The organism is Mesobacillus maritimus (assembly GCF_019749255.1).
In the GTDB taxonomy this organism is placed as follows: domain Bacteria; phylum Bacillota; class Bacilli; order Bacillales; family Cytobacillaceae; genus Mesobacillus_B; species Mesobacillus_B maritimus_A.
Window position 1 is genome coordinate 50,053 of record NZ_JACWFH010000012.1, and the last position, 12,391, is coordinate 62,443.

Below are 12,391 nucleotides of genomic sequence, written 5' to 3' on the forward strand. Positions count from 1 at the left end.
TACAAGTATAATATCATATTTCATCTTTTTTTATAACAAGTACTGAAACTATATAATGACTGGGGTGGTGCAGCATTTGTCTACCTTACTTTTAAAATGCGCATGTCTAGATATGGTTTCTTACACTTTTGATCTTAACTAGTTCGTACAACTTTTTTCCCTGTAAAGAGAAGGACATATGACTATGAATTGTTGGATGAACCCCTTTCACAGAACCTACTAAACAAAACGTATGGTTATTATGACCTAATCTAATCACCCCTTCGATACTTTCGACCTAAGTAAAAATAAAACCGGTGAGGCTACCCACCGGCATTTACTTTACTATACTAGGAAAAGGATAGATTCTTCTTGATGCTATCCCTAACTCCAGCTGTTTTCTCTTCCAATCCACTACCTTGCAGGTGAAAAGTCTTTCACCTCTTCAAGAATTACCTCAATTTCAGATAAAACGTCATCTGTCAGAACCACATCGACTGCCTTTACGTTTTCTTCAACCTGTGATGGCCTGCTCGCTCCGATAATGGCAGAGCTGATTTCTTGGTGACTTAATATCCATGCTAAAGATAATTGACTTAATGTAAGATCCATCTCACTCGCTAACGTATTTAATCTTTGAACACACTCTAATACGTCATTTTGAAAATAACTGTTTATCACAAAATTTGTTGTATCATTTGCTGCTCTGCTGTCCACAGGTTTTTCACTGTTCGGTTTGTATTTACCTGTTAACACTCCTTGAGCTAATGGAGAGAACACAATTTGACTCATCCCATTTTTATGGGAAACATCGATAATCTCATCTTCTATGTAACGCTCAAGCATATTGTAGATCGGCTGGTTCGAGATAAGCGGTCTTAATTTATGTTCTTTACGAATTCCAGCGGCCTGTTCAATCTGCGCAGCACTCCATTCACTTACACCGGTATACAAGACCTTCCCTTGCCTGACCAGGTCATCTAGTGCATACAACGTTTCTTCCATCGGTACCTCAGGGTCAAAACGGTGACATTGATATAAATCGATATAATCCATTCCTAATCGTTTTAAACTAGCATCACATTGTTCAATGATATGTTTTCTGGAGAGCCCGCGATCATTTGGACCTTCCCCCATTGGAAAGAAAACCTTTGTCGCCACAACATAACTACTCCTTGGATACGCTTTCAAACCTTCCCCAAGAACTTCCTCCGCTTTGCCTCGTTCATAGGCATTGGCTGTATCAAAAAAGTTAATCCCTAATTCATACGCTCTCTTAATACAATCATAGGCTGTTTGGTCTTGAACAGTCTTTCCATAGGTTAACCAGCTGCCTAATGCAATTTCACTTACTTTCAAGCCACTATTGCCTACTCTACGGTACTTCATTCGAAAATCCTCCCTTGAATCATTAAGTCTAGTAAACTCTCTTTATCCATCATATAAAACCTACAGCTCGATTACAATAAATGGTTGAGACAAGGGGACAGGTTCACTGTCCCAGTTTTATCGAGCTTGTAAGGCTCAAACATTCTATGAAACTATTGGACACTGCGCCCTTTCTCCCCCGTCATTCCAAAATGAAAGGCCTGGCAAGTGGTTGGCTTGCCAGGCCTTTCATCTAAACTCTCTATTTAGGTAGTGAAACATCTTGGTTCTCTCGATTCACCCTTTACGGGACAGTGTCTCTGTCTACCCCAACTGAAACGTGAGCAAGTAACCTTGTCTCACCTCATCTTATACCTCAAGATGCGCTTCACAGATTCATCGATTCGTTCCTCAGATAGTTTGTTTGTTTCAACCGCTTCGCGGATGCCTTGAATGACTTGCTTCTGGCTTTCAAAGGTATGACAAACTAAGAGAAGATCATTTCCTGCATGGACGGCGCTATAGCCTAAATCCTTATAGGTAAAATATTTGTTCACGGCGCCCATTTCGAGGTCATCAGTGACGACAATCCCATTGTAACCAAGTTTTCCCCGTAAAAGGTCTTGGATAATAACAGGTGAAATGCTTGCTGGGTTATCCTCGTCATAAGCTGGGTATTTCAGATGTGTGACCATGACAAAAAGCTGTTCGTGGTCCATGGTCTCAATGATCTTTTTAAAAGGATAGATGTCCTTGTTTTCCAGGTCTAATTGATTCGCGTCGACGGAGGATGTTTCGTAATGCGGATCGATATTGCTACGGCCATTCCCTGGAAAGTGCTTGATTGTCGCCGCAACCCCGGCATCATTCAGCCCCTGAATCGCTTGCGTCCCAAGTGCTTCAGCTTTCTTTGGGTCTTCTCCAAACGAGCGGCTGTCGGTCGCAGATAAATCGAGGACCGGGGCATGGTTGACATCAATTCCCATCTCTACTAGTTCTTCGCCCGTTTGGAAATTGGTATCGTAAACTGCACTTGCGTCCCCCCGCATACCGAGCTCCTGCTGGGACGGTTTAACGGCAACTTGATCTCTCATTCGGACAATCTGCCCGCCTTCTTGGTCAATCGTAATCATGAGCGGAATAGGCTGGTCATTTTCAGACGCCAACTGCTGCAGGTCCTCCGTTAATTGCGATACCTGCTCTTTTGACTCCATATTGCGGTCATATAAAATCACCCCGCCCACCTTATATTCCTGAATCATGCTACGAATATGGGGATTTACCTGTTTGCTGTGAAACCCAACGACTAGAAGCTGACCAATTTTTTCTTCAAGCGTCATCTTTGCAACGAGTTTCTCAATTACGTCTTCCTTTGGTAAAAAGGTTGATTCCGCCTCCTCAGGTTCTTCCTCAGTCTCGACCTCCTCCTCCACTTCTTGATTCTCTTCAGGTTTTGATTGCGAAGGGGGTTGGGTTTCAGGTTCCTTTACACTCTGCTCTGACTCATGATGATTTTCTTCAACAAAGTCTGGCTGCTGGGATGCCACACATCCTCCCAGCAAAACCACCATGACCAGACCTAGAATAAAATATAAAAAGGTTCTTCGGTTTATTTGCATCATTCAGTCCAGGATGCTGTTTTCTTGATATCTGCACTATGAAGCTTCCAGCCATCGCTCTCCTTTATCAGTTTCCAACTTCCCTTCCATTCTTGAACCAATATACTTCCATCAGATTGATGATCATAAGATGTCATCTCCATGTATGCCTTTGCGCTACCTCCATTCATATCCGTTACATTCAACATGGTCACAACGTCTTGAATATTATTTTTCAACCCCTTTTCCCAGCCCGCATAGGTTACTTTGGACTTGCGCTCGGATGAAAACAACTCATAAGCTGCGCGATAATTATCTTCCGAAATACTGTTGTAATGACTTAAAATAGCCTCTTGAATGGCATAGTCATCAGTAGGATACGTTCCTTCACTCCACCCACTATTTTGCGAGGAATGATTGTTAATCACGACCTTGACTGGTTCTTGTGCTGGCTTTGGTTCTGGCTTAGGATCCGGCTTTGACTCTGGCTCCGGTTCTGGTTCTTGATAATCAATCGCCAAATTGGCTTGGGTCACCTTCTCTGTTAACTGAATTTCATCACTCTTTCTCACTTTATCGTTAAACTTCTTCTGTACCGAAACTTTGACAGACCCGTCTAGCGGAACAGGTCCAATTTCAGCTAATTCACCTATTTGCATCTTGGTGCTCTGATTATTCACATACAAAATGGCATCCTCATAATTCGAAGCAACTGGAATAAAGTAATCTCCCCACTGAAAATCAAGGCTAGCGGATTCGTTCTCGAAATCCGCGGTATCGATTTTTTCCTGCTGCTCCACTTTTCCATAATCCCCCGCATACACAGCTTTTATCGTGTATTCACCCGGCAAAAGCGGACCGAACGTTTCCTCATCCTCAATGGTTCCTGCTTGTTCATTATTAATATATATATTTGTTTGGTCTAAATCTGATGCTACATCTAGATAAAAGGTTTGGATTTTCACAGCATAGTCATCAAAAACAACCCACTTTGACCCATTTTCCATTAGCTCGACTATTGGGGGCGTTTCTGACTCTTTTTTAGAAAAGACATTTCCTTCTACCTTCTTCGCATCTTTTCTTAATCCTTCTGAAATCGATGCTAGGACACGGGGATGTTCATCCACATAAGTTAAAAACGTTTTTATTTGAGTTTCGTCAACTTCTTCGTATTCACCCTGGCCACTATTGACTATCTTGGCAACGGTAGCGCTATCTTTTGTTTTAACTGCTTCAATAAAGGCATCGGCAACAGTCATTGGTGCAGTCATATGCCTGCCGATAAAATAACCCGAGACCAATAACGCTAATACAAGGACCCCTACTAATGCGAAAAGCTTTGATTTTTTATTTTTAAAAATAGGCTGCCTAGGGTTGCTGGAGGTTCTGGTATTTTCGCTTTTAGAAGATACTGCCGCTTGGGTCCGCTCCACTTTTCCCCCACATTGCGGACAAAAATCTTGGTTATGATCTAGCTTCGCTCCACACTCTCGACAGAAATCCATCCCATCACTCCTTTATTCTTTTAACCGAAAAAATAGGAATAAATTTATGATTTAAGTTTGCGTACCCATGTCCCTGCGTAGGAGAAGAAAAACGCAACTATGAAGCTCCGAATCAGAACACCCACACCGCTAAACCCTAGCGAAGCGCTCACCTCTTCACTGCCATAACCAGTTTCGCTGATTTTCACAGCAAAGCTAAGATCAGTGAAGTGAGCCAAACCACCCATACATATCGAATACACCAGACTAAAGACCGCCACTTGTTTCAGCTGATTTTCATGCCCTTTTGCCATCTGATAGCCAGCCCAGACAAATAATAAAATTGGTAAAAGCAACGCGATTTTGAGAGATAAGCCGAGACTGCTTCCTTCAAGCATTTGTTGGAGGAAGAAAATCTCACTTTCTTGTTCTCCACTGCTAGTCAGACCTTTAAAAATGGAATAGCCAAGGGACATCTCTTCACCGTCATCTTTTGCCGTTAAGTGGAATGGAGCCCCATGCAACAAGTTCCACACATAATTACTTAACTGGGCGGATAGGGACACCACAAACAAAGAACTTTTTTCTAGCAATGTTTCGATCCCACTGCCAGCTAAAAACATCCCCAGGCTGTCTTTCAACTCATGAACCTTGGTTGCAAAGTAAACCGTAAACACAACAAACAACAAAGTCATTCCGCGTACCATCGTCGAGAATGCCTGGTGCACGGCTACACCATAAGGCATTAGGTCTGGTAAGTGCCCAGTGATTTTACGGTAATTCCGTGAAAATAAAACCCCTAATCCGCCAAAAACCAAGGCAAAAAGAAAACTGATTAGAAGCGTACCTATAAAAGAATAGTTATTCGCCATTTGAATGTTCACATTGAAAAACTCACTGGCCATTTTCGCTTTATAAGAAAACCCCGCGAAAATGGAAACAATCGCTAGAATGACCGCAACGATCACTGCCATTGAAAGATTTAACCCTAGCAAACTCCCTTGTTTGTCACGGTTACGAGCACCAAGGACCGTGCCACCAATAAACAGAGAAACAAACGGAATGAGGATATAGAGGAAAGTTCCATTTGGAAGGTCAATACTCGCTCGAGTTGACCCATCTACTCCGTCGCTACTCGTTGCTTCGAATTCAAAAGTTGAACCTTGCAGAGTTGAATACATCATAATATCGGTCAACCCAATGATGTTTGATAAATCAGGTACGTTCGCGTCGGTTTCTTCTCCCATCACCCCAAGGAACTCTGTTATTTCACTTAGTTCTGAATCTCCGGTGAGTAAGAGATCTGTCACATAGCTTTGCGACATGCTTAACACGCCAAATGAAATCACTGTTAAAATTACGATGGAAATAAAGGCTGGAATGATTGCCAGTTTCAAATTTTCAAGCGAGAATTTTGGTAAAGCTACCGGTGTTGTTGGGCTTTTCCTTTTAGTAGCCTGCTCTTTGTTTGATGGTTCTTGATATGCATGCTTTGCCTTCTTTGTATACAGCTTCAAATCGGCCCCACAGGATAAGCAGTAATTTTGCCCCGAACCTCCTTCTGTTCCACAATCCTGGCAAAATTTTCGTTTTCCATTTAATTTAAAGTCCACACGTTCCTGCGAAAAGTACGTTCCATCATTTAGACAGTAATTCCCTAGGGATGGACATTTTTCACCGCATGTTTTACAAAACATGTATTCACCACCTCCCTTACCCAGCTAATACATTCCCACAGCATCCGCAAAATGTTGCATGAACAGGTACATGTTCTTCACAGGTCGGACAGGGAGCCTTTTCTACGTTCTCCTCCCCTTTTGCCTCTTCGACCTTCGAACCACATGCTCCGCAAAACTTATCGCCTGGAAGAATGGGGGTATTGCAACTTGGGCACGAAAGGTTATGAATGGATTTCTTCTGTAATTTTTCTAATTCTACCTCTGCACGATAGACCAGCTGGTCAAGCTTGATTACATCTTGAGTAATGGTTATTAGGTCAGCATCCTCATATTCACCGCTCCGTACTTTTTTATAAACGGCTTCTCCCAGTTTTTGAATGATTTCCGCCCGCTTTTCACTATTTTCCTGAATGACCCGTTTATACTGATTCATTTCCTGGGCCGTATGTAATTTCTGTTTCCCTTGTTGCAGAGAATCTTGAATTCTATTTAACCCTCCACCTAACTTTGATTGCAAATCGCTCATCTGGTATCCTCCTTTTTACCTATTACAGGTCTAAGAAAATGTGACCATTGGATTATATGCGCAGTTCACCATGAAAATGTCCCGTGAAACGGAGAGAGGAGAAGGAGCATTCCTTCCACTAACCACGGAAAAAGCGAGCCCGAATAGGGGCTCGCTTTGTTAAACGATTAGCTGATTTTCTCTACGAATGTTATTTCCCATGATTATCCTAAACGAATACTCTACAAATCTAGATAGCAATCAATTGGTTAAGAGCACTGAAACAAGGTGCCTGTCCCACTCCCTCAGTTCCCGAGGACTTCGTCCATTTTTTTTAATTTTCGGTAGATGACGGACCGGTCTACGCCTAGCTTTTTGGCGGCTTCGATTCCTTTCCCATTGCAGGTTTCAAGCACGTTTGTAATATATCGGCCTTCAGCAACGGCAGCAAAGTCTTTTAAGTTGTTCAGTTTACACAAATTGTTTTTAATAAAATGATCGAGTGTGAACCAGTCGGTCGCCGCATCCTCTTTTGATGTGTCTGGTTCATTCTGGGAGGTCACGACTAATCTCTCAATATAATTTCTCAGTTCTCTTGCATTTCCCGGCCAGTCATTTTTCAGCATCTTTTGAAATTCATCTGCACTTAAGACGAGCCTTTCCCCATATTTTCCATTGAATTCTGCGAGAAAATAGGAAATTAAACCGATAAGATCGAGCTTTCGATCACGGAGAGGCGGGATATGAATGGGAATAACATTGATGCGATAATATAAATCCTCACGGAACACCCCTTTTTTTACAAGCTTCCACAAGTCTTTATTCGTTGCCGTAATAATTCGGCAATTGATTGGCACATTTTGGACACCGCCGATTCGCCTTACTTCATTATGATCAATCACCCGCAACAGTTTTGCCTGCAGGGCGAGTGGCATTTCAGCAATCTCATCTAAAAATAATATCCCATCATTCGCCAGCTCAAAGATTCCCTTTTTCGCCTCTGTCGCTCCGACAAAAGCTCCCTTTTCATAGCCAAACAACTCCTGCTCAAACATGGCTGAAGGAATCGAGGCGCAATTAATGGTTAAGAACGGACCTTGTGTACGGTTGCTTCGTTGGTAAATATACCGGGCAATCACTTCTTTGCCTGTTCCTGATTCGCCATGGATATAGATCTTGCTATCATAAGCAGCAATCTGGTTGCATACCTTTACAATTTGCTTCATTGCTAAGCTCTCCGCAACAATACCGGGTATTGCGGGTTGCTGCAGTTGTTCTTTATTTTTATTCGATTGATTTACGATACTCGGGTCGACATCAAAAAATGGCTGTTTTCCATTGTACTCATTTGAGGTAGTCACGACAAGCTGGACCTCTCCATCCTTCTGGAAGATAGGTATTGCGGTCGATCTTATATGAAAGCCCCGATGGGTGTCCACGGTGCGGGATACCTTTTGCTTGGTTGTAATGGCCTCGATCGTAATTGAATGTTTATAATAACCAGCTTTGACCAAGTCCTCGACATTCATTTTTAGTAATTCTTCGAGAGTTAAGCCAAGGGTTAATGCGGTGAATTCGTTGGAAATGAGGATGTTGCCCTTTGCGTCCGTTACAAATAAAGTTGAAGGTAAATCATGATGATTTTTAACGGCCAAGTGATTTTTGTCAGAAGTCTTTTTCCCCATACCTTTTCCTCCTCTTACCTACACTTCCTTCATCCATTATACGTTCAATTCTATCGAATTACCGTGGATAGAATGTGACATTTTACCTAAAAAAAAGCCAAATGGAATAGATCATTCCATTTGGCTTGCAAACGATTATGCGTGTACCAATTCTCTTTCAACAATCGTTGTATTCCCTAGTTTATTTAAAACTTCCTGGGCTTCAGCAAACATAGTTGTAATCATTTCTTCTACCGTGGTAATCTCCTTGACTAACCCACAGATTTGACCAGCCATGACGGAGCCTCGATCTGTATCTCCTTCGAACACCGCCTTACGCAGAGAGCCTAAAGAAATATGTTCCAATTCATCACGAGAGGCATTTTGTTTTTCTAGCTTTAGAAACTCTTCAACCATACTATTTTTAATGCTTCGCACTGGACCGCCTATGCTACGGCCGGTAACGATTGTACTTGTATCATCTGCATTAACCACTGCGAGTTTAAAATTTTCATGTGTCGGGCACTCAACGGTAGCAAGGAAGCGAGTTCCAACCTGGACACCTTGAGCACCGAGCGCAAAGGCAGCAGCGATTCCGCGCCCATCGGCAATTCCACCAGCTGCGACAACTGGAATGGAGACAGCACTTGTAATCTGTGGCAATAATGCCATCGTTGTTGTTTCGCCCACATGCCCTCCTGCTTCCGTTCCTTCAGCTACAATCGCATCGACTCCTAACGCTTCCATTTTCTTGGCAATTTTTACAGAAGGGACAACCGGAATGACTTTAATTCCATGCTCTTTAAAAGTGGCCATATAAGGAGCAGGCGTTCCAGCACCAGTTGTGACAATTTTAACGCCTTCTTCTATGATGACTTCAATCAATTCTGGGATATTCTTCATCATTAACATTAGATTTACACCAAATGGCTTATCCGTGATTTCTTTTGTTTTACGGATTTCCTCACGAAGGCTGTCTGCTGTTAATCCTCCTGATCCGATAAGTCCTAAACCTCCAGCATTTGAAACAGCTCCTACGAGTGGATGTAACGCAATTTGCGCCATCCCTCCTTGAAAAATTGGATATTTAATTCCTAGTAATGTTGTTATATTCATGTTCATTTCCTCCTCTAAGCTATTTTTGAGATTGTCGTTGTTGATTTTTTGTTTTCCATGGCTTTAAATACAAAGGTTAAAGCGAAACCAATAAGTGAAATAACTAACGCGATATAAAAGGCATTTGTAAAGCTTCCACTGTTTGCAGCGGCCACGCTATTCGCAATTCTTGGTCCAAAGAAAGCCGCCCCGGAGTAACCGATAAAGGTGACCCCATAGTTCACACCGTAATACTTCATCCCGAATTTCTCCCCAACAATCGATGGGAAAATCCCCATGGTTCCGCCGAAACATAACCCGATCCCAACGATTGCAACAGCAAAGCCAAGGACCGAAGTGGATAATGCGATCGTTAACATCATTGCCGCAATGACGATGTAGATGACCATTAAACATTTTGTGCGGCCAATTTTATCGGAAATAGCTCCCCAGAAAACCCGACCAAGACAGTTGCTTAGAGAATACAAACTAACATATAATGCCGCTGTAGCTGCGGAAAGTCCAAACATGGTCTGTCCGATGACTGAAGCATTCGATGTAACCATCATTCCAGAGAGAGCACCGATTAAAAACAAACTAGCAATCACGTAAAAGATTGGCTTTTTCAGCATTTCATTCCACGGGATATTCACACCATTTTTCTTGGCACCTGCAACCACTGGCGGTGTCCACCCTTTTGGAGCATAGCCAACAGGAGCAGCTTGGAAGAAAAAGCTTGCGCCTAAAATAACAACCAAGAAAACAATTCCAAGCGTTACAAGGGCTGACTGAACACCGTTATTTGTAATTAAGGCGTTCGCAATAGGGGCAATGACGATTGTCCCACCACCATAACCTGCAGTAACAATTCCAGTTCCAAGACCCCTTTTATCAGGAAAGAGCTTAACTGTGTTCCCAATCGTAGCAGAATAGACAACTCCTTGTCCGATACCGGCAATTAAACCGTACGTAATGTAAAGCATCCAAGGCGCAGTTGCTAAGCCTGATAAAATAAACCCAATGCCAAACATCGATCCACCAAGGATAATGGCGGTTTTCGCGCCACCTTTATCGACCAACTTCCCGCCTAAAATCATTGGAATAGGCGAAATGGCAGCATTAATGGTAAAGGCCATCATGATTTCCGGCATGGTTGCGTTAAAAACATTGGTTAATGGCAGGGCAAAAATACTGAATGCGTAAACCGCACCAACGCAAATATTAATCAAAGTTGAGGCAATAAGGATTCTCCACCGATTTAGCTCCATATTCACAATCATGTTCCTCTCTATTTTAAAGTGGCAGACAAAGGAGCATTTGCACCCCTTTGTTTGCTGATAGAATGTTTACCCTACTAGTACTGGCTCTGGCTTACTAGCCTCGTGCGCGTTTTCCTCAATAATGGACCTTAATTTCCCCCAGCTCTCTTCGAAGATGCCCGCATCCATTTCTTTTAAATTAGGGGAAATCACCGGTGCAAATTCCATTTGATCAAGAATGTCCTTTTGCAAGTCCACTCCTGGTGCCAGTTCAGTTAGCGTCATTTTCCCTTCCACTAGTTCAAACACCGCGCGCTCAGTCACGTAGACAACAGGTTGCTTAATCTCGCTCGCATAAGCACCACTAAACGTAATCTGTTGAACGTTTTTAATAAACTTCTTTGCCTTTCCTTCTTGGACAATTTGCAATTTGCCATTTTCGACTTTCACCTGTAACCCACCAGCTGTAAAGGTACCCGCAAAGACGAGCTTTTTCGCCGATTGAGAGATATTGATGAAACCGCCACATCCAGCGACACGAGAGCCAAACTTACTGACGTTTACGTTCCCAAACTGGTCCGTTTGAGCCAAGCCAAGAACAGACAAATCAATTCCGCCACCATCGTAAAAATCAAACTGGGAATCATGGTCAACGATTGCCTCAGAGTTATACGCATGACCAAAATCCTTTAAGCCAGCAGGTACACCACCAATGGAGCCTGCTTCGGTTGTAAGCATGAGTTGATCACTCACATCCTCTTCTGCCGCAATTGTTCCGACACTTGCCGGAATCCCCACACCAAGATTTAAGATAGTATTTGGCAACAGTTCCGCTGCCGAACGACGTGCTATCACTTTCCGTTCATCGAGTGGAAGTGGCTCAATTCCGCCAACTGGAATTTTTACTTGTCCAGAGAAAGCTGGATTATAATACGTGTTCTCTGTTTGGAAATGATTTTCCGGTTTAGCGACGACAACATAGTCGACTAAAATGCCTGGTACTTTAATATCCTTTGGACTTAACGTTCCGTTCTTTGCAACCGTCTCAACTTGGGCAATCACGATTCCACCCGAGTTGCGAACAGCTTGAGCAATTGGGAGAACCTCCATATGAAGACCTTCTTTTTCAAGGGTTAAATTTCCGTTTTCATCTGCAGTCGTTCCGCGAATTAACCCGACTTGGATTGGGAAGGACTTGTAATACAGCCATTCATCTCCTTCAATTTCAATGACTTTCACGATGTCCTCTTTTGTGGACGGGGACATCTTTCCCCCTTCAACGCGAGGGTCAACAAAAGTACCCATCCCTACCTTTGTAATCACACCTGGGCGCTTCGCCGCAATTTCACGGTAGAGTTGCGTGATGACACCTTGCGGGAGATTGTAAGCTTCACATTTATCCTCTTCAATTAATCGCGCCATTCCCGGGGAGGCAATGGCAATCCCACCAATCCACCGTTTCACCAAGCCTTCATAGCCTAAATGGCTCATCCCTTTATCTCGTCTGTTTCCGACGGCACTTGAATGCATAACAGTCAAATTTTGTGGATGCCCTGTTTGCAAGAAACGCTCTTCAATGGAAATCCCCATTTCTTCGGCCCAGCACGATAATCCAAACCCACTAGCCGCAACCGTATCCCCATCCTTAATCAACTCTGCCGCTTTCGCTGCTGAAATCACTTTTGTCATGTCTATTCACTCCTTAGTTGTTTTTGTGAATACCTTCACATATATAAAGAAAAAAATAAGGAAATCATGTA

9 protein-coding genes are annotated in these 12,391 nt (G+C 42.9%); all 9 read right to left on the bottom strand.

What is annotated here, in order from left to right:
• Positions 1 to 393: 393 nt before the first annotated feature.
• On the bottom strand, positions 394 to 1,368 hold the full coding sequence (locus H0185_RS10695) for an aldo/keto reductase family protein (RefSeq protein WP_221873483.1): 975 nt from the start codon (positions 1,366 to 1,368) through the stop codon (positions 394 to 396).
• Between the two features lie 338 nt (positions 1,369 to 1,706).
• Positions 1,707 to 2,894 carry a beta-N-acetylhexosaminidase gene (gene nagZ, locus H0185_RS10700; protein WP_343223130.1) on the bottom strand — a complete coding sequence of 396 codons (1,188 nt, stop codon included), beginning with the start codon at positions 2,892 to 2,894 and terminating at the stop codon, positions 1,707 to 1,709.
• A 71-nt stretch (positions 2,895 to 2,965) separates the two neighbouring features.
• On the bottom strand, positions 2,966 to 4,450 hold the full coding sequence (locus tag H0185_RS10705; protein WP_221873485.1) for a zinc ribbon domain-containing protein: 1,485 nt from the start codon (positions 4,448 to 4,450) through the stop codon (positions 2,966 to 2,968).
• Positions 4,451 to 4,494: 44 nt separating this feature from the next.
• Positions 4,495 to 6,126, bottom strand: a complete 1,632-nt coding sequence (locus H0185_RS10710; protein WP_221873486.1) for a zinc ribbon domain-containing protein — start codon at positions 6,124 to 6,126, stop codon at positions 4,495 to 4,497.
• A 16-nt stretch (positions 6,127 to 6,142) separates the two neighbouring features.
• Positions 6,143 to 6,634, bottom strand: coding sequence for a zinc ribbon domain-containing protein (locus tag H0185_RS10715; RefSeq protein WP_221873487.1), 492 nt, complete (start codon positions 6,632 to 6,634; stop codon positions 6,143 to 6,145).
• Between the two features lie 284 nt (positions 6,635 to 6,918).
• Positions 6,919 to 8,298, bottom strand: a complete 1,380-nt coding sequence (locus H0185_RS10720; protein WP_221873488.1) for a sigma-54 interaction domain-containing protein — start codon at positions 8,296 to 8,298, stop codon at positions 6,919 to 6,921.
• A gap of 135 nt (positions 8,299 to 8,433) precedes the next feature.
• Positions 8,434 to 9,393 (bottom strand): DUF561 domain-containing protein, encoded by a 960-nt coding sequence (locus H0185_RS10725; RefSeq protein ID WP_221873489.1) that lies wholly within the window; start codon positions 9,391 to 9,393, stop codon positions 8,434 to 8,436.
• Between the two features lie 14 nt (positions 9,394 to 9,407).
• Entirely contained in the window at positions 9,408 to 10,646 is a 1,239-nt protein-coding gene (locus H0185_RS10730) for an L-lactate MFS transporter (RefSeq protein ID WP_343223131.1), read from the bottom strand.
• 72 nt (positions 10,647 to 10,718) lie between these two features.
• Positions 10,719 to 12,320 carry an acyl CoA:acetate/3-ketoacid CoA transferase gene (locus H0185_RS10735; RefSeq protein ID WP_221873491.1) on the bottom strand — a complete coding sequence of 534 codons (1,602 nt, stop codon included), beginning with the start codon at positions 12,318 to 12,320 and terminating at the stop codon, positions 10,719 to 10,721.
• Positions 12,321 to 12,391: the final 71 nt, after the last annotated feature.

What these genes read in the sequence shown, in the direction of transcription:
- H0185_RS10695 (WP_221873483.1), bottom strand. Translation starts at nt 1,368, where the DNA reads ATGAAGTACCGTAGAGTAGGCAATAGTGGCTTGAAAGTAAGTGAAATT.
- H0185_RS10705 (WP_221873485.1), bottom strand. Translation starts at nt 4,450, where the DNA reads ATGGATTTCTGTCGAGAGTGTGGAGCGAAGCTAGATCATAACCAAGAT.
- H0185_RS10710 (WP_221873486.1), bottom strand. Translation starts at nt 6,126, where the DNA reads ATGTTTTGTAAAACATGCGGTGAAAAATGTCCATCCCTAGGGAATTAC.
- H0185_RS10715 (WP_221873487.1), bottom strand. Translation starts at nt 6,634, where the DNA reads ATGAGCGATTTGCAATCAAAGTTAGGTGGAGGGTTAAATAGAATTCAA.
- H0185_RS10720 (WP_221873488.1), bottom strand. Translation starts at nt 8,298, where the DNA reads ATGGGGAAAAAGACTTCTGACAAAAATCACTTGGCCGTTAAAAATCAT.
- H0185_RS10725 (WP_221873489.1), bottom strand. Translation starts at nt 9,393, where the DNA reads ATGAATATAACAACATTACTAGGAATTAAATATCCAATTTTTCAAGGA.
- H0185_RS10735 (WP_221873491.1), bottom strand. Translation starts at nt 12,320, where the DNA reads ATGACAAAAGTGATTTCAGCAGCGAAAGCGGCAGAGTTGATTAAGGAT.